Source organism: Nonomuraea antimicrobica (assembly GCF_039536965.1).
In the GTDB taxonomy this organism is placed as follows: domain Bacteria; phylum Actinomycetota; class Actinomycetes; order Streptosporangiales; family Streptosporangiaceae; genus Nonomuraea; species Nonomuraea antimicrobica.
Window position 1 is genome coordinate 27,092 of record NZ_BAAAZP010000219.1, and the last position, 16,882, is coordinate 43,973.

General features: G+C 69.8%; 18 protein-coding genes. 7 read left to right on the plus strand and 11 right to left on the minus strand.

The window, feature by feature from the left end:
* Positions 1-42 precede the first annotated feature (42 nt).
* Complete coding sequence (locus tag ABD844_RS47150) at positions 43-990, minus strand: DNA polymerase domain-containing protein (RefSeq protein WP_344894579.1); 948 nt, start codon at positions 988-990, stop codon at positions 43-45.
* 175 nt (positions 991-1,165) lie between these two features.
* Between ABD844_RS47150 and tenA the strand changes: the two genes are divergently transcribed.
* Positions 1,166-1,840, plus strand: a complete 675-nt coding sequence (tenA, locus tag ABD844_RS47155) for a thiaminase II (protein WP_344894582.1) — start codon at positions 1,166-1,168, stop codon at positions 1,838-1,840.
* A 71-nt stretch (positions 1,841-1,911) separates the two neighbouring features.
* Here the strand turns inward: tenA and ABD844_RS47160 are convergent, their stop codons facing one another.
* The 4 genes from ABD844_RS47160 to ABD844_RS47175 form a co-directional block, all read right to left on the minus strand.
* Entirely contained in the window at positions 1,912-4,035 is a 2,124-nt protein-coding gene (locus tag ABD844_RS47160; protein ID WP_344894585.1) for a carbon starvation CstA family protein, read from the minus strand.
* A gap of 3 nt (positions 4,036-4,038) precedes the next feature.
* Positions 4,039-4,380, minus strand: coding sequence for a hypothetical protein (locus ABD844_RS47165; RefSeq protein WP_344894588.1), 342 nt, complete (start codon positions 4,378-4,380; stop codon positions 4,039-4,041).
* Between the two features lie 172 nt (positions 4,381-4,552).
* On the minus strand, positions 4,553-5,218 hold the full coding sequence (locus tag ABD844_RS47170; protein WP_344894636.1) for a response regulator: 666 nt from the start codon (positions 5,216-5,218) through the stop codon (positions 4,553-4,555).
* Positions 5,215-6,468, minus strand: a complete 1,254-nt coding sequence (locus ABD844_RS47175) for a sensor histidine kinase (protein ID WP_344894591.1) — start codon at positions 6,466-6,468, stop codon at positions 5,215-5,217. The genes ABD844_RS47170 and ABD844_RS47175 overlap by 4 nt, the downstream gene beginning before the upstream one ends.
* 205 nt (positions 6,469-6,673) lie before the next feature.
* Between ABD844_RS47175 and ABD844_RS47180 the strand changes: the two genes are divergently transcribed.
* The 3 genes from ABD844_RS47180 to ABD844_RS47190 all read left to right on the plus strand — a co-directional run bounded on the left by ABD844_RS47180 (position 6,674) and on the right by ABD844_RS47190 (position 10,277).
* Positions 6,674-8,677: a GxGYxYP domain-containing protein gene (locus ABD844_RS47180; protein ID WP_344894594.1), complete on the plus strand. Its 2,004-nt coding sequence runs from the start codon at positions 6,674-6,676 to the stop codon at positions 8,675-8,677.
* 93 nt (positions 8,678-8,770) lie between these two features.
* Entirely contained in the window at positions 8,771-9,748 is a 978-nt protein-coding gene (locus tag ABD844_RS47185) for a DUF2332 domain-containing protein (protein WP_344894597.1), read from the plus strand.
* 49 nt (positions 9,749-9,797) lie between these two features.
* Positions 9,798-10,277, plus strand: a complete 480-nt coding sequence (locus ABD844_RS47190; RefSeq protein WP_344894600.1) for a GNAT family N-acetyltransferase — start codon at positions 9,798-9,800, stop codon at positions 10,275-10,277.
* Positions 10,278-10,280: 3 nt separating this feature from the next.
* Here the strand turns inward: ABD844_RS47190 and ABD844_RS47195 are convergent, their stop codons facing one another.
* Entirely contained in the window at positions 10,281-10,484 is a 204-nt protein-coding gene (locus ABD844_RS47195) for a hypothetical protein (protein WP_344894603.1), read from the minus strand.
* Between the two features lie 192 nt (positions 10,485-10,676).
* Between ABD844_RS47195 and ABD844_RS47200 the strand changes: the two genes are divergently transcribed.
* The gene (locus ABD844_RS47200) at positions 10,677-11,150 is read left to right on the plus strand and encodes a GNAT family N-acetyltransferase (RefSeq protein ID WP_344894639.1); all 474 of its coding nucleotides are present in this window, start codon (positions 10,677-10,679) and stop codon (positions 11,148-11,150) included.
* Between the two features lie 27 nt (positions 11,151-11,177).
* Here ABD844_RS47200 and ABD844_RS47205 read toward each other — a convergent pair whose 3' ends face one another.
* Complete coding sequence (locus tag ABD844_RS47205) at positions 11,178-11,750, minus strand: TetR/AcrR family transcriptional regulator (RefSeq protein WP_344894606.1); 573 nt, start codon at positions 11,748-11,750, stop codon at positions 11,178-11,180.
* Between the two features lie 74 nt (positions 11,751-11,824).
* Between ABD844_RS47205 and ABD844_RS47210 the strand changes: the two genes are divergently transcribed.
* On the plus strand, positions 11,825-12,319 hold the full coding sequence (locus ABD844_RS47210) for an FBP domain-containing protein (RefSeq protein ID WP_344894609.1): 495 nt from the start codon (positions 11,825-11,827) through the stop codon (positions 12,317-12,319).
* 695 nt (positions 12,320-13,014) lie between these two features.
* Here ABD844_RS47210 and ABD844_RS47215 read toward each other — a convergent pair.
* Together ABD844_RS47215 and ABD844_RS47220 are read right to left on the minus strand one after the other, a co-directional pair.
* Positions 13,015-13,479 carry a hypothetical protein gene (locus ABD844_RS47215; protein ID WP_344894612.1) on the minus strand — a complete coding sequence of 155 codons (465 nt, stop codon included), beginning with the start codon at positions 13,477-13,479 and terminating at the stop codon, positions 13,015-13,017.
* Between the two features lie 130 nt (positions 13,480-13,609).
* Complete coding sequence (locus ABD844_RS47220; RefSeq protein WP_344894615.1) at positions 13,610-14,065, minus strand: hypothetical protein; 456 nt, start codon at positions 14,063-14,065, stop codon at positions 13,610-13,612.
* 368 nt (positions 14,066-14,433) lie between these two features.
* On the opposite strand from ABD844_RS47220, the gene ABD844_RS47225 reads away from it, so the two are divergent.
* Positions 14,434-14,694 carry a CopG family transcriptional regulator gene (locus tag ABD844_RS47225; RefSeq protein ID WP_344894618.1) on the plus strand — a complete coding sequence of 87 codons (261 nt, stop codon included), beginning with the start codon at positions 14,434-14,436 and terminating at the stop codon, positions 14,692-14,694.
* 484 nt (positions 14,695-15,178) lie between these two features.
* Here ABD844_RS47225 and ABD844_RS47230 read toward each other — a convergent pair whose 3' ends face one another.
* Both ABD844_RS47230 and ABD844_RS47235 read right to left on the minus strand, forming a co-directional pair.
* On the minus strand, positions 15,179-15,802 hold the full coding sequence (locus tag ABD844_RS47230) for a DJ-1/PfpI family protein (protein WP_344894621.1): 624 nt from the start codon (positions 15,800-15,802) through the stop codon (positions 15,179-15,181).
* Between the two features lie 653 nt (positions 15,803-16,455).
* The coding region (locus ABD844_RS47235) for a transposase (protein WP_344894624.1) at positions 16,456-16,882 on the minus strand (427 nt) is incomplete at its 5' end.

The following is a 16,882-nucleotide window of genomic DNA, read 5'->3' on the forward strand; positions in this document are numbered from 1 at the left end:
AGAAGACCCACTCATGTGGCAAAAACCGGACATCGCCCCCGGCTACTCGGCGCGACGCGCGCGTGCCCGCCGCTTCCCCTCGTGCATCGCCTGTACGCGGGCCACCGGGATCGTGTGCCCCTCCTCGACGAGGTCGGCGGGCAGCCGCTGCGGCTCGGGCATGTGCTCAGCCCACGGGTCGGCCTCGGCCAGCAGCCCCGGCGCGGTGTGGATGGTGAAGTCGCCCGGCGCCACCCGGTCGAGATCGTCCCAGGCCACGGGGAACGACACGGGCACCCCCGGCCGGATGCGCGGACTGTAGGCGGCCGCCACCGTCGCGCCGCCCGCCCGCGTCGAGTCGAGGAACACCTTGCCCGCGCGATCTTCCCTGATGAACGCCGTGGTGGCCAGCGAAGGGTCCACCCGTTCCGCACGGGCGGCCAGGGCCCTGGTGGCCGCCGCGAGATCGTCCATCGCCGTGCCCTCCGCGACGGGTACGAACACGTGCACGCCCTTCGCCCCGCTCGTCTTCACCGCGCCCGCCAGCCCGGCGTCGGCGAGCGCCTGACGCACCAGGAACGCGCCGCGCACGGCCAGCGAGAAGGAGTCGTCGTGCTCGGGCGGGTCGAGGTCGAGGACCATGTGGGTGGGGTGGTGACCGGCGAACAGCGCCGGATGATATTCGACCGCCCGCTGGTTGGCGAACCACAGCAGCGTCCTGCGGTCGTCGCACAGCGCGTACGTGACCTGCCTGCGCGACGCCTCAGCCCACAACGACACCGAACGCACCCAGTCGGGGGCATATTTGGGGAGGTTTTTCTGCACGAACGGCTCTTGCCCTGGACGAACGCGGATGACCGAGAGCGCCCGGTCGCGCAGCACGGGCAGGATACGGTCACGGACGGCGTCGAGATAGTCGACCAGATCGCGCTTGGTGGCATCGGCACCGTCGAACAGCGGCTGGTCGAGGTTGGTCAGGGCAACCCCGTCACGCGTCTCATCAGCGGCCACCCGACCTACGATGCCCATATTCGAACGTGTGGTCAACTTCCCTGGCGGGGCCGCGGCCAGGCAGTACCAGCGGGTCAAGGCTCGTAGAATGCCACCTTCGCAGCAGCGATGACGTCCGGCCGTCCTGTCTTCGTCCGCATTCCCCCATCCTCCGGACCTCGGAAAAGAGACCGCGATGTTCTCCCATGACATGTGGCAGCGCACGTCCGACCTGATGAGCGCCGTCCACCGGCACCCCTTCGTCGTCGCCCTGGGCGACGGCACCCTCGACCGCGACCGGTTCGCGTTCTACATGGTGCAGGACGGCCGCTATCTGGAGGCGTACTCCAAGGTGCTGGCCACGGCCTCGGCCCGCGCCACGGATCCGGCCGACGCGGCGTTCTGGGCCCAGAGCGCGCACACCGCGCTGGCCGCCGAACGCCTGCTGCACGCCGGTTACATCGAGGAGCTGGGCGCCGACGCCAAGGCCCTGGCCACCTCGCCGACCTGCCTGGCGTACGCGTCGTACCTTCAGGCGACGGCCCTCACCGCGCCGTACGAGGTGATCGCGGCGGCCGTCCTGCCGTGCTTCTGGATCTACCAGGACGTCGGTACGGCGCTGCTGCGCCACGCGGGCGACGCCAACGGTCACCCGTACGGCAAGTGGATCTCCACCTACGCGGACCCGGGCTTCGCGGCCTCGGTCGAGCAGGCCAAGGGCATCGCCGACCGGCTCGCCGCCGCCGCCGACGGGGACACCCGCGAGGCCATGGCGCAGGCGTACTGCCGGGCGGCGGCGTACGAGTGGATGTTCTGGGACAGCGCCTGGCGGCGCGAGACCTGGCCGACACAACAGTGGCTCGCACCCTGAACGCCCTGAGAGCACCCTGAACGCCCTGAGCGCCGCGAACGCGGCGAGTGCCGTGAGCGCAGCGAGGTGCGTCAGCCGCCGGGCGAAGCCTTCGCCATCGCCTCCCTCTCCTCCCGGGTGGCGATGAGCCCGGCCGGCGCGAGAAGCGTCGACTCCTGGTACGGCGCCTCGGTGTCGGGCAGTGGCTCCCGCGACCTGATCGCCTTGACCCACACCCGGGCCGCGTCGAGGATCACCACGATGATCAGGACGGCGAACAGCGCCGCCAGGATGCCGTCGACGGTCGAGTTGACCACGATCTGCCGCATCGCGCCGGTCGTCTTGGCCGGTGCGAGGAGCTGCCCCTGATCCAGCGCCGTCTGGTAGCGGTCACGCTGGGCGAAGAAGCCGAGCGTGGGGTCGGGCGAGAACACCTTCTGGTAGCTGGCGGTCAGCGTGACCGCCACGTCCCAGGCCAGCGGTATCCCCGTCACCCAGGCCCACTTGAGCCGCCCGCTCTTGATCAGCAGGGTCGTGGCGACGGTGAGCGCCACGGCGGCCAGGAGCTGGTTGGCGATGCCGAACAGCGGGAAGAGCTGGTTGATGCCGCCCAGCGGGTCGTTGACGCCCTGGTAGAGGAAGTAGCCCCAGGCCGCCACGACCACGGCGCTGGCCGCGACGAGCCCAGGCCACCAGCTCACCCGCGCGATCGGCTTCCACAGGTTGCCCAGCGTGTCCTGGAGCATGAACCGACCCACCCGCGTCCCCGCGTCGACCGTGGTGAGGATGAACAGCGCCTCGAACATGATCGCGAAGTGGTACCAGAACGCCTGCAGCCCCGCTCCCCCGAGGAATCCGGAGAAGATCTGCGAGATGCCGACGGCCAGCGTGGGCGCGCCGCCCGTCCTGGCGATCAGCGTCTCCTCCTGGACGGCCGCCGCCGCGGCCTGCAGTTGGTCGGGCGTGATGACGAAGCCCATGTTGGTGACCGCCTCGGCGGCGCTCTGCACGGTGGCCCCGACGACGCCCGCGGGCGAGTTCATCGCGAAGTAGAGCCCGGGGCTGAGCACGCTGGCCGCCGTGATGGCCATGACCGCCACGAACGACTCCATGAGCATGGAGCCGTAGCCGATCATCCGGACCTGGCTCTCCTTCTGGATCATCTTGGGCGTCGTGCCGGACGAGATCAGCGAGTGGAAGCCGGACAGCGCACCGCAGGCGATGATGATGAACACGAACGGGAACAACGACCCGGCGAAGACCGGCCCCTTGCCGTTGAACGCGAAGTCGGTGAACGCGGTGGTCTGCAGCGGCGGCATGGTGACGGCGATGCCGACGGCGATCAGCACGATGGTGCCGATCTTCATGAACGTGGACAGGTAGTCGCGCGGCGCCAGCAGCATCCACACGGGCAGCACGGCGGCGACGAACCCGTACGCGATGAGCCACAGCGCCAGCGCCGACGGGCTGAGCGTGAAGAACGGCGCCCAGCTCGACCCCTGCACCCAGCCGCCCGCCACGATCGACAGGATCAGCAGCGCGACCCCGATCACCGTGGTCTCGACGACCCTGCCCGGCCGGATCACCCGCAGATAGAACCCCATGAACAGGGCGATCGGGATGGTCATCGCGATGGAGAAGACCCCCCACGGCGACTGCGCCAGGGCGTTGACCACGACGAGCGCCAGCACGGCCAGCAGGATGATCATGATGGCGAAGACCGCGATGAGCGCCGCCGCCCCGCCGACGGGCCCGATCTCCTCGCGGGCCATCTGCCCCAGGCTGCGCCCGTTGCGCCGCATGGAGAAGAACAGCACCACCATGTCCTGCACGGCCCCGGCGAAGATCACGCCCGCGATGATCCAGATGGTGCCGGGAAGATAGCCCATCTGAGCGGCCAGTACGGGCCCGACCAGCGGCCCCGCCCCGGCGATGGCGGCGAAGTGGTGGCCGAACAGGATCCGCCGGTCGGTCGGCTGGTAGTCGATGCCGTTGTCGAGCCGTTCGGCCGGGGTGGCCCTGCGGTCGTCGGCCCGCAGCACCTTGCGCACGATGAAGCGGGCATAGAAGCGGTAGGCGATGGCGTACGAGCCGAGCGCGGCGCACAGGAGCCACACCGCGTTGACGTTCTCGCCTCTGGACAGGGCGAGCACGCCCCACCCCACGGCACCGACGACGGCCACCGCCGTCCAGATGATGATGGAACGCAGCTTCACCCGTTACCTCCCTGAAGAAGGGCCATATATGGGGCGGCCCAGGCAGCAGCGCAGACCGGCGTCCGGCGGCAGATCGGAGGTGAACCGCCGCCAGCGCCACAGCGGACGGCAGTCGATCGTCACCGGAAGCTCGGCGAGATGCACCCAGGCGGTCGGATGGGCGTACACCAGATCGGTCGTCCCGAGCCTGCGCGCGCGCCGGGGCAGCTTGGCGCGGCTCAGCGGCCTGACCGAGAACTCGCCCGCGTCGGCACAGCACAGGCCCGTCACGTGCCAGTCGAAGAAGACGACTTCTTCGGTACGGAGGGCTTCTCGGGCGGCGGGAGTGAGCGTTATCGGGGACATCTGTGGCTCCTGAAAGAACAGGCAGCTCAGAAATTCACGTCCGCCGTACCCGGCGGTATGGCCGTTGAAACGTTTGTACGCCTCACAAGATGATCTCGGCCGGTCCGGGCACCCGGCGAGCAGGGGACGATCCACAAGGAGTCGGGACGAGCGGGAACGGGCCCACGGCCGGTCAGGAGTGCTCGGCCAGGCGGCGTTCCCAGGCCCAGGCGACCAGCTCGACCCGGTTGCGCATCCCGAGCTTGGCCAGGACGGCGGTCACGTGCCCCTTGACCGTGCTCAGGGAGATGCACAGCTCGGCGGCGATCTCCTGGTTGGTACGGCCCCTGGCGACGGCCCGGACGACCTCGGTCTCCCGCTCGGACAGGGGTTGCGAGGGCGCTCTGACGGGTTCGTCCATGGTGACCCCGGTGGCCGCGAGGTGGCGCAGCAGGCGCAGGGTGATCTGCGGTGAGATCAGGGAGTCGCCCTTGTGGGCCGCCCGTACCGCCTCGACCAGCAGGTCGGGGCCGGCGTCCTTGAGCACGAAGCCGGTCGCGCCGCCGCGGAGCGCGCCGTAGACGTACTCGTCGAGGTCGAACGTGGTGACCACGATCACGCGCAGCGGGTCGCGGGCGCCCGGCCCGGCCAGCGCGCCGGTCACCTCGATGCCGTCGAGGCGGGGCATCTGGACGTCCACCAGGCACACGTCCGGACGCAGCCGCCGGGCCAGCGCGACCGCCTCGGCGCCGTCCGCCGCCTCGGCGATCACGCGGATGTCGGGCTGGTCCTCCAGGATGAGGCGCAGGCAGTCGCGGATCATCGCCTGGTCGTCGGCCAGCAGCACCGTGATGCTCACCGCCACCCCCGACCACCGTCGCCCCGCCCCCGACCGCCATCGCCCTGTCCGCGATCGCCGTCGCCCCGCCCGCGACCGCCGTCGCCCCGCCTGCGACCGGCCGGGGTGGCGCGGTCCGGTAGCGGCAGCTCCGCCCGGACGGCCCAGCCGCCCTCGGGACGCGGCCCCGCCGTCAGCTCCCCGCCCAGGGACTCCACCCGCTCCCGCATGCCGACCAGCCCGTATCCGCCTCCACCACCGACACCGCCACCGACACCACCACTGCCACCGCCCCAACCGGTGCCGGGAGAGGGCGGGGCGTCGTCAGCGACCTCGACCCTCACCAGCCCTTCGGCCTGAGTGACGGTGACGGTGACCGCGGCAGCCTCGGACGCGTGGCGGGAGACGTTGGTCAGCGCCTCCTGGACCACCCGGTGGACGGTACCGGCCACCTCCGACGGCCACACCGGCTCCCCGTCGGGCAGGCGCAAGGACACCGAGGGCCCGGCGAAGCGGCCGACCAGCTCCGTGAGCCGTTCGGCGGGTCGGTACGCGTCGGGAGGCGGCCCTCCTGGCTCGCGCAACAGGCCGACCACCCGCCGGGTCGCGGCCAGTGCGTCGGAACCGGCGGCCTCGATGTCCGCCAGCGAGCCCGCCACCCGGCCCGGGTCCCCGCGGGCGACGAGCTGCGCGGCCCCCGACAGGGCCTGGAGTACGACGCAGGTGACGTGGTGGGCCACGACGTCGTGCAGTTCCCTGGCCAGCTCAAGGCGTTCGTGGCGGCGTACCCGGTCGGCGGCGGCCGCACGGCGGGCGTCGAGCAGCCGTGGCCCGAGACCGGCGGCGAGCGCGGCCAGCCAGGCCAGGCCGTTCAGCAGGACGAGCGCGGTGTGCGCGGAGCCGGAGAACAGGCTGCCCGCGACCACCGCCAGACCGCCACCGCCCACCGCCACGGCCTGCGGCGGCGGCAGCACCCTGATCGCGGACCCGACCAGCACCGACAGTCCAAGAGCCAGACCCGGCCCCGGCTCGGCGGGCAGTTCGGCCAGCCGCGCTACCACGATGGCGGCCACCGCCACGCCGAGACCGGCGACGGCCGCCCACCACCGGGCGCGACGGCGTACGAGGGCGAGCCCGCACACCACCGCGCCCGCCGCACAGTCGAACACCCAGTAGCCGCCGCCCCAGCTCACCGCCAGCCGGTACGCGCAGAAGGCGAGCACCACGGCGAACGCCACGCCGAGCCCGGCCTCCACCCATCGCTCCCGCACAAGCACACGCTAAGGTCGGCGCCTCGCACGGCGACACCGGCCAAAAGTACGGTCCCACCCCCGGGCCCGGCCGACGAAGAGCCGCCGAGACCGACCCGCGAGGCGTTTCACCCCATGGACAACATTCCGGCACGTTGTTACGTTCGCTGGAAAGAGGTGACAACGCTGTCATTCCTGGTCCCCCCGCGAGGAGCAGTGAACGCCGATGGTGTCTCGACGTACCTTCCTGTGGGCGAACGGCGTGGCCCTCGCGACCGGCGGACTCGGCATCGGCCCGCCCGCCACCGCCGCCACCACCCCGACCCCCCTCCTCCCCGGCTTCGGCCGCCCGACCCGCCTCGACTTCGCCGACCTCAGCACCCTCCACGGAAACGACCAGCTCCTCCTGACCACCCTCCAGGGAGTCGTCAACCGCAGCCGTCCCCGCCTCTACTTCAACTACGACGCCGCGAACCACGACGCCCGCTGGCTGGACAGCACCGGCGCCACCGTCACCCGCCACGACCGTCCGCTCGACCTGGTCGCCCGCTACCGCGGCGAGGTACGCGGCGCGATCGTGCACGACCCGGCCGTCCCCGACTCGGTGAACGTCGCCACCACGCTGGCCGGGCTGGAGAACGCCGTCGCCGCCACCGCCGACCAGGCCGCCGAGTACGGCCTCAGGATCGTCACCGACCTGCGCGGCCGTTTCGCCCCGGACGACGTCCTGGCCACCTACCGCTGGCAGCTCGACACCCTGTTCCCGCGCTGCACCCACGCCCTGCTCAGCGGCCTGCCGCCGACCAGGACCGTACGGGTGGAGGGCGTACGGTGGCGCGAGGTCGCCAGGGAGACCGAACGCGTCAGAGACTCCTCCAACCGGCAGGTGCGCACGTTCGACCTCAGCCAGGAGCTGTCCGGCCAGGACGGCGTCTACCTGCGCTTCCAGGACTCCCTGGGCGACGACGGCTGGGGCGCCTCGGTCGGCTCGGTCACGGTCAGGGCCGACGGCACGCCACTCGCCTCCTTCACCCCGGGCACGGACGCGGAGACCCCGTACCTCTTCGACGGCGTCAACTCCGCCCTCGGCGGGGAGGCCAACCGCTTCGCCGACGGCGGCAACTACTTCATCTACCGCTTCACCGCGCCCGCGGGGACCGGACAGCTCCTCGTCGAGGTGGACCTGTGGAACCAGTACCTGGTCACGGCCACCACCACCGCGCCCACGCGGATCGAGCCCTTCCCCTACTTCCGCGACTACACGGTGGCCAGGCGGGCCATGGTGTTCTGGCTGCCGCCCTCCGGCCAGACCGGGCGGCTCCTCGACGAGATCTTCGGGAAGGTGGCGCCGACCACGCCGTACGCGGGCTGGTTCGCCAACGACGTGGCCGGGGAGTGGGGCGGCGTGGACCGGGCCGCGCAGCACGCGGTCGAGGTCGTGCCCGCCGACTACTACATGAACGCCACCGTCCACGCGGGCGTGCCCGCCAAGATCTCCGACCGCGTACGCCCCCGCCCTCCTGCCACCCTGCGCAACCGCGTCTACCTCACGCTCACGGTGGGCGAGGGCGACAACATCCAGTACTGCCAGCGCAGGATGCGGGAGATCTGGGACGATCCGGCGCGCGGGCGCGTACCCACCAACTGGACGGTCAGCCCGCTGCTGGCCGACCTCGGGCCCGCGCTGCTCGCGTACTACCAGCGCACGGCCACCGCCAACGACCTGCTGATCGCCGGGCCCTCCGGCGCGGGCTACACCTACCCGGGCTCCTGGCCCCAGGGCGACCTGTCGGCCTACACGAAGCTCACCGGACGTTTCCTGCGCCGTACCGGCATGGACCTCGTCTACGCCTACAACCACCGCAGGCCCGAGGGCGACGGGTGGGTGGCCTTCGACGAGCGGATCGTGGCCTCGTACGCGGAGCACACGCCGCTGCGCGGCATCATCCAGTCGTGGGAGACCGGCGACCTGCTGACCCGCCTCGCAGGGCTGCCCGTGATCGGCAACCTCTCGCCGCAGGGCAAGGCCCAGGAGTACCGGGACACGCTGCTGAAGCATGTCGAGGGGTGGGACGGGACGGGCCTGCTGTTCGTCGCGGGGGCGGTCAACGCCTGGAACTGGACCCCGGCCGACCTCGCCGAGCTGGGCGAACTGCTCGGCGAGCCGTTCGAGGTCGTCCGCGGGGACACGTTCTTCCACCTGCTGAACGAGCACCTCGGCACGCGCTGACCGGCCCGCGTACCGATCCCACAGAGGGCGGGCCCGTCGATCTTGTTAGGCTCCGTGACGGGACCCGCCCCCACCTGACCATGGAGGCCGCCGATGCCACCCGAGCCCGCCACCACCGCCGACGGCACGGCCGGGCAGTACCGGCTTTTCGCGTCCATGGAGGCCCACGGAGAGTCCCCGCTCTACGAACACCTGGCCAGGAACGTGGCCGACGACCCCGTCCTGCTCGACCTCCTGGCCACCCTCCCCCCGGCCAAGCGCCAGCCCAACCTCCTCTTCGCCGCCGTCCGCCACGTCACCGGCGTCCCGGACGACTACGCCGACTTCCGGCGGGCCCTCCTCGGCCACCGCGACGCGGTCGTCGCCACGATGCTCGCCCGCCGTACCCAGACGAACGAACCGGCCAGATGCGCCGCGCTCTACCCGCTGCTCGCGTCCCTGCCCCAGCCCCTCGCCCTGCTGGAGGTGGGGGCGTCGGCCGGGCTGTGCCTGTTCCCCGACCGCTACGCCTATGACTACGACGGCGTCGTGACCGGGGACGTGGACAGCCCGCTGCGGCTGCCCTGCCACGTCGAAGGGAAGCTGCCCAGGCCGGGGACCGTCTCGGTCGCCTGGCGGGCCGGCATCGACCTCAATCCGCTCGACGTCACCGACCCGGACGACGTCCACTGGCTGCGTACGCTGGTCTGGCCGGAACAACACGACCGCCTGAGCCGGCTGGACACCGCGATCGCGCTGGCCCGAGCCGACCCGCCGCGCATCGTACGGGGCGACCTGAACGCCCGCCTCGGCGAGCTGGCGGCCGAAGCCCCTCAGGACGCCACGCTCGTCGTCTACCACACCGCGGTCCTCACGTACGTGCCGATGGCGGAGCGGGCCGCGTTCGTGGACCGGCTCGTTCGCCTCGACGCCCACTGGATCTCCCAGGAGGGCCCCGACGTGCTGCCCGACATCACCGCCCGCCTCGGGCCGCTCCCGCCGGCGCGGAAGCTGACGTACGTCCTGGCACTGGACCACCGGCCCGTCGCGCTCACCGCCGTCCACGGCGGCCTGATCCAGTGGCTGCCGTGACCTCCGGACGCCCCAGGCGTGCGGAACCGCCGCCCCTAGAGTTTCCGTTATGCCGACGAATCTCCACCTCATCCCTGTAACTTCCGCCAACTTCGACACGGCCATCGGGATCAAGGTCCGGCCCGACCAGGAGCGCTTCGTCTCGCCGGTGGTGAAGTCGCTGGCCGAGGCGTACGTGTATCCCAAGGCGGCCTGGCCGCGCCTCATCCTCGACGGCGACGACCACGCGGTGGGTTTCCTCATGGCCTTCATCGACATCGACTGGAACGGCACCGGCACCGACATCCGCTCCGGGCTGTGGCGCCTCAACGTGACCCCGGACGCGCAGGGCAAGGGGGTCGGCCGTTTCGCGGTCGAGTCGGTGGCCGCCGAGGTCAGGCGCAACGGCGGCCACCAGATGTACGTCACGTGGGAGCCAGGGGAAGACGGCCCCGAGGGTTTCTACCGCAAGCTCGGATTCCGGCTCACCGGCGAAACGAGCGGCGGCCAGACGGTCGGCGTCCTCGACCTGACGAGCCGCCAACCGTAGCACTCACACACCCCACACGAGCCTGATGAACACGATGAAAAACGCGCTGCCCACCGCCAACCACTGGGCCACCCGCGCCCACGCCGGAAGCTTCGCGCCGGGCTCGCCCGCCACGCGCCTCCTCGCGTAGACCACGAGCCCCAGCCCGGCGAAGATCACGGGTGCGAGCAGCAAGGTCAGCCAATCGACCAGCACCGGCATGTTCATCGGACGCCCTCCCCCTCCACCCACCAGACGCCCCACATCCTCCCCCCACCAACCCGGGACCCTTCCCACAGCCCACCGACCCGGGCTACCTACCGCCCGCCACTCAAGGAGCCCCGTGACCTCGTCTCGCCGCCCTCGCCGTCCTCCCCGGCCGACGCCGCGCCTCGCGTTCCGCGAGATGACCCCGACGCCCTGGACGACCTGGCCGCGCTACTGGGCGACCCGGACGTCATGCGCCACTACCCCCGCCCGAAGACCAGGGACGAGGCACTGGGCTGGATCCGGTGGAGCCAACACGGCTACCACGAACACGGGCACGGACTGTGGCTGGTCGCCCTCCGGAGCAACGGCGCGTTCGTCGGCAACTGCGGCCTGACGTTGCAGGAGGTGGACGGGGCCGTCCACACCGAGGTCGGCTACCTCGTACGAACCGGGCTCCAGGGGAACGGCTACGCGACCGAAGCGGCGGCGGCGTGCCGCGACCACGCACGCGACATCCTGGGCCTGGAACGGCTGATCGCGATCATCCACCCGGACAACGTCCCCTCGCAGCGGGTCGCTGCCAAGATCGACCTGACCTTCGAACGCGAGACCACGTACCGGGACCGCCCCGCACAGATCCACGCGACCACGTTCCCCGTGCCCGGACCGACCCCCGGCTCATGAACGAGCCCGCGGGAGCGCCAGGGCCGTTCAGGCGGGCGGCGGCCAGTTCCTGAGGACGGCGTCGAGAGCGTCCAAGGTCCGCTGCCAAGAAACCTCCACGTCGCGCGGGTGGCGACCGAACCCGCCCTGCGTCTCCAGGCTCACGTAGCCGTGGAACATGCTGCCCAGCATCCGTACCGCGTCCGTCTGGTCGGGCTCCGCCAGGTCGTAGCCGCGCAGGATCGCCCGCGTCATGTCCGCGTGCCGCCGCGCGGCGCTCGCCGCCGGCGTCTCCGGGTCGGGCTCGATCTGCGCCGCCGCGTACCTGCCCGGGTGTTCCTTCGCGTAGTCCCGGTACGCGTTGGCGAACGCCACCAGCGCATCCTTGCCCGCACGCCCGACCAGCGCGGCGGCGGCCCGGTCGGCCAGCTCGGACAGGGCCAGCGCCGCCACCCTGACGCGCAGGTCCTGGAGGTCCTTGACGTGCGCGTACAGGGCCGCGGGCTTGACGCCGAACCTGCGGGCGAGCGCCGAGGCGGTCACGTTCTGGAAGCCGATCTCGTCGGCCAGTTCCGCCGCCGCCAGGGTCAGCCGCTCCGGAGTCACTCCCGCACGTGCCATGGGCCACCCTTCTCGCTTTCTTACACCGTTTAAGTATTTGCATAGCATGTCTAGGACGACTAGCCTCGCCGCTCATGAGACCAGTCACCGAACGCGACATTCGCACATCATTCATCAACTGCTCCAAGGGTGAGGCCAACCGGCTCGGCCTGCCCAAGGACCTCGCCGACCTGCCGTGGGACGACCTCGACTTCCTCGGCTGGCGAGATCCGGGCGCGCCGGAACGCGCCTACCTCATCGCCGAGCGGGACGGCCCGCTGGTCGGGATCGCCCTCCGGGTGACGTCCGGCGGCTCGCGGGGCTTCACGGCACGCAGCATGTGCTCGCTGTGCCTGACCACGCACACGGGCGGGGGCGTGGCGCTGATGACCGCACGCCGTACCGGCGAGGCCGGCCGCCAGGGCAACTCGGTCGGACAGTACCTGTGCACCGACCTGTCCTGCTCCCTCTACACCAGAGGGAAGAAGGACACCGCGGGAGCCGGAGTCATCGACGAGTCCCTCACCTCGGAGGAGAAGGTCGCCCGCATCCGGCTCAACCTGCGCTCCTTCCTGAACAAGGTCGGATGACGACGGCGAGCGAACCGGCCCGGGAAGACGCGAACGACTGCTCGCCTCCCGGGCCGGCAGGGCGGGCCAGGGAGGGGGTCAGCGTGCCGGCGGACCGCCACGACCAGTCCGCGAAGAGGCTGGACCTGAACACGCAGGCGTTGAGCCTCTACCGGGCGGGCGCGGGCCGGGTCCTGAACAACATCGGCTGGTTCCACGCCCGCTGCAGCGCGGGGGGCGTACGAGGAGGCGTTACGCCGCTGCGAGGAGGCACCGTCCATCCAACGCGAGCTGAACGACCTGCCCGGCGAGTCCGCCACGCTCGACAGCATGGGCCAATCCACCACCTGCTCGGCCAGTACGAGGGGACGATCACCTACTACCGCCGCCCCCTGGCCTGGCGCCGCAGCGGAAAACGCGCGCTCGGCACCCGGACCCTGCAACCACTGGGCGAGGCCCAACTGTCCGCCGGCCGGTTACGCGAAGGCACAGACACGCCGCGGCACGCCCTCGACCTCGTCGCCGAACTGACCCCCGGCGACGCCGACGAACTGCGCGCAAGAATCAGCGCCTTCACCGAACCAGACGCGTCCCCCTCCCACCCCACACCCGAGACGGCCCCGCCCACGGAACACCCACCTGACAACAACAGTCCTCGGCGCGCGAAACCACAAGGCTCACCAAGCACTCCCACGACACCTCACTGGAACGAGATCTCAATGAAACGGCGCCTCACCGACCGCCGCAAGCAACTGGATCGGAAACTCCGGATCAGCCTGCCCCACCACGAGCGCAACCCATCGTCCATCCGCGCCACCCGGACGCCAGACCACCATCCTGTCGCTGAGCTGGCAGAGCTGGTCCATCGGCTCAGGCGCCGGGGCCTCACTCTCCAGCCAAGGCCACAGATCGACCGCCTCAGGCCGCCCCCAGCGCTCGGTCAGCACGGTCGCCAGCGCCTCGTACGCGGCGGCGATCTCTTCCTCCGCCGCCTCGACGACCTCCTCGCCGCGACCGTCCCAGAACTCCTGGCTGGCCTTCAGAACGTACACGTGATAGCCCTGCCCGCTGGAGCGATACCCCTCCCACGCCCCTCCGTCCACCGCCACTTGTTCCGCTTCATCTGGAAAGGGCCGGACGAGCAGTCCATCAACGGCGGCGAGCCGGTCTTCCACTGTCATGCATCAAGGCTAGTAACCCGGTACGACTTCACGGCCCCAACAGACGCCTCCCACTGATTCACGAGATCAGCGCTGCAGCCGGCCCGGGCGACCGGCAGAACTGGAGGACTCCCACTCGCCGTAGGGACGATCAGGTGTCGTAGAGGCCGTCCCAGGGTGCGTAGAAGCCAAGGTCATGGGGGTACAGCTCGGCGCACTCCTCGCCTTCGTGATCTTCCAGGATCAGGCCGAATACCACCCCATCGAACTCCAATCGAAACGGACGAATGGCGATGTCGCCGAACTCGAGGCCGGGTAACTCGGCGAGCCACTTACTCAGACGCCGATCAGCGGCATCCACCGACTCTCTGTGCCTGTCCTCGGCTCCGGTGCATTCGACGCGCGAGTCAAGGTAGTGACCTTCAGGGCCGAAACGGTGAAGCACGGCATACCACCGCTTATGTGACAGCCAATCCTCTGTTCTCGAGTAGCCCTTCCGGAACGCAGGAACAACCCCACCGAGGAACTGACCATCGCGCCACCGGCCGATGCGGTCTGTGTGGTAGTCGGGCTCATATGAAATCGGGATGACCTCGGGATACGTCACGCGCCGAACCATAGCCGCCTAGTACGACAACCTCCCGTCTCGCCCTCCTCGAACGGCTGACGCTCTCAGGCGGCCTCGCTGACGCGCGTTGTCGAGCCCTCGGAGCGGGGACCCTTCGCGGCAGCTCGACAGACGTGGGAACGACGGGATGACCGGGGACGCGACGGAACGCACGTTCCACGGCCTGCCGAACGGGACCGGGGGAGGCAGGTCGACGACGCTCAGCCCGTACACCCACGTCAGACCCCACTGCCTGATCACCAGCCCAAGGGCGCACCCGTAGATCACCGCGATGATCCACGCCAGTTCCGCTGACGTCGGCATCGCGGCCGCGACGCCACAGGAGGATGAGAGGTGGGATAGAGAGCATGAGCGAGCCTACCGGCAAGTATTCGATTGTCATGCCGCGTGACATCGCCGAGACCGCCAGTTCCCGGAGTGCTCCTTCCGGCCTGTCCGCCTACGTCGCCGCTGCCGTCGCCCGCCAGATCGAGCGCGACAATCTCAGCGAACTCATCCAGGTCGCCGAAGCCGAGCACGGCCCCATCACCGACGACGAAGTCCAGGCACTGCGCGACCAACTGCACCAGTCCCGGCGGGGACAGCCCAATGGTGGAACGGCCGCGTGACCCGTTCCCCCGCCACTCCCGGCGGCACCCTTGTCCTCGACAGCGAGGGGCTCGCCAAGGCCGTCCTGCGTGACCGTACGGTCACCGCATGGCTCGCTCTCGCCCGCGCTGACGACCTCCGCGTCATCACCTCTGCCGCCATCCTCGTCGAGGTGGTCCACCCCCCGCGTCAACCGGCCGGCCCTGGAGTGGACGTTGTCCCGCCCTGTCGTCGAGCCGGACACCGAACCAATCGCCCGCCACTCTCTTGTCCGACGCCGGCCTGTACGGGCACAAGTACGCCATCGATGCCGTGCTCAGTGCCACTCGCTGCCCCAGATCCCGTCACGGTCCTCACCTCCGACCCCGAGGACCTCGCCGCCCTGTGTGGCGTACGCGTCACTGTCGTCAAGATCTGACCGACCTCTCGTCGCCCTGGCCAATTGCACGATGATCATGCTGTCCACCAGGCGGCCAGCCTCACCGTGCTCTGATCGCTCGGACGTCAGCGGATCCCCCTGGCGAGGAGATCTTTGGCGGCCTGCGGCGCCTTGGCAGGGGAGCCGGCGTCAAAAGGTGGCTGGGGGTCGTACTCGATCGCAAGCTGGATCGCCTCGGCCGTGGTCCGATCAGCGATCTGCGCCGCCAAGGCGAGGGCCATGTCAATGCCGGAAGAAACCCCAGCGGCGGTCACGATCTTCCCCTGGAACACGACTCTCTCGGGCGTGTAGGTCGCTCCGAACGATTCCAGGACGTCGATCGCTCCCCAGTGTGTCGTCGCAGAGAGTCCATTGAGCAGCCCGGCTGCGGCCAGCAGCAGCGAGCCCGTACAGACGGAGGTGGTCCAGACACTCCCCTGGTGCATTCGACGGATCCAGCCGAGAAGCTTGTCGTCCTGAAGGAGGCTCCGGCTGCCGGGTCCCCCTGGAACGAGCAGTACATCGCAGAAGTCAACATCGGCGAACGCCGCGTCAGCGCTGATGGCCAACCACTTGGGGACATCACGCACCGGCCCGGGTTCTTCGGCGACGAACACGATCTCGGCATCAGGAAGGAATTTGAGCACCTCGTACGGGCCGACCGCGTCAAGGGCCGTGAACCGATCAAACAGCGGGATGGCGATGCGCACGATGACTCCTCCGGTTAGCTCGATCATGCTATGAGGTGGCGTCTTCGCTGTCGTGTCAGATTCGGCGCTCCCCTCTCTGCACACGCCCCACCGCCTGACGTTCCTACGTCAAGTGCGATCGCGTACCGGCGGCGCAGTGGGGTGACGCATACAGAGATCTCCGTGAAGACTTTCCCGAATACCACCCATTGGCTATGTGGCCTGAACCGGGCAGGTTCCTTCCCTGGGGCAGCACCATTGACGGCGATGAGATGGGCTGGCTGACGATTGGGGAGCCAGAAGAGTGGCCGTGCATCGTGGTCCCGCGCCATGATGCCCGCCAACCAGTAGGGACCAGCGGCCTCGCATAGAGCGCGGCCCGAGCCGCCGGCGACCGGGACCGACCCTCAAGCAGCATGCCCGGCCGCCGAGCTGCAGGAGCGCCGCCGCTCGATCTCTACAAAGACGATTCGGCAGTACCCAACAGAGAACTGCAGAAAGAACGCTGATTCGATCACGCTTCAGCAGCAAAGGCAGCTCAGCGCACTGATCGCTTTCCCTGCGATTCCCCCTATCCCCCTCGTCTCCCGGCCCATCGGGCATGCAACGGGCAGCATCGTGGCAACAGAATGCATGCTGGAGGAGGCTGCTTCTGGCACGGGCCTAGTGCCGCATCAGGCAACGTTTGCCCTCTTCACGATGCGTCGTAGGCGTGGGTTGTCGGTGTTGCGGTTTCGCCAGGCGATGTAGCGGTGGATCATGCTGCCTTGCTCGCGGTGGCTGGCGTGGTCGGTGCCGTTGAGGGTGAACTCGCGCAGTGCGGTGAACTGTGCCTCGATGCGGTTCAACCACGAGGAGTTGGTGGGCGTGTAGGCGATCTCGACGTTGTTCGCCTCTGCCCACTGCCCGACTCGCTTGTCCTTCTTGGTGGTCAGGTGCGGGCTGAAGTTGTCGCAGACGATGGCGATGCGGACCTCGGGCGGGTAGAGGCTGCGCAGGTAGCGGCAGAACTCCAGGAACTCGCCGCGCCGCTTGTGCTTCTGGGTTGCGTCTGACTTCGTGATACAGATCTTGGAAAGAATCAGACAGGATCGGCGTGCT

Excerpts from the sequence above, each read along its gene's own strand:
- tenA (WP_344894582.1), top strand. The coding sequence starts at position 1,166 with ATGTTCTCCCATGACATGTGGCAGCGCACGTCCGACCTGATGAGCGCC.
- ABD844_RS47165 (WP_344894588.1), bottom strand. The coding sequence starts at position 4,380 with ATGTCCCCGATAACGCTCACTCCCGCCGCCCGAGAAGCCCTCCGTACC.
- ABD844_RS47180 (WP_344894594.1), top strand. The coding sequence starts at position 6,674 with ATGGTGTCTCGACGTACCTTCCTGTGGGCGAACGGCGTGGCCCTCGCG.
- ABD844_RS47185 (WP_344894597.1), top strand. The coding sequence starts at position 8,771 with ATGCCACCCGAGCCCGCCACCACCGCCGACGGCACGGCCGGGCAGTAC.
- ABD844_RS47190 (WP_344894600.1), top strand. The coding sequence starts at position 9,798 with ATGCCGACGAATCTCCACCTCATCCCTGTAACTTCCGCCAACTTCGAC.
- ABD844_RS47195 (WP_344894603.1), bottom strand. The coding sequence starts at position 10,484 with ATGAACATGCCGGTGCTGGTCGATTGGCTGACCTTGCTGCTCGCACCC.
- ABD844_RS47205 (WP_344894606.1), bottom strand. The coding sequence starts at position 11,750 with ATGGCACGTGCGGGAGTGACTCCGGAGCGGCTGACCCTGGCGGCGGCG.
- ABD844_RS47210 (WP_344894609.1), top strand. The coding sequence starts at position 11,825 with ATGAGACCAGTCACCGAACGCGACATTCGCACATCATTCATCAACTGC.
- ABD844_RS47215 (WP_344894612.1), bottom strand. The coding sequence starts at position 13,479 with ATGACAGTGGAAGACCGGCTCGCCGCCGTTGATGGACTGCTCGTCCGG.
- ABD844_RS47225 (WP_344894618.1), top strand. The coding sequence starts at position 14,434 with ATGAGCGAGCCTACCGGCAAGTATTCGATTGTCATGCCGCGTGACATC.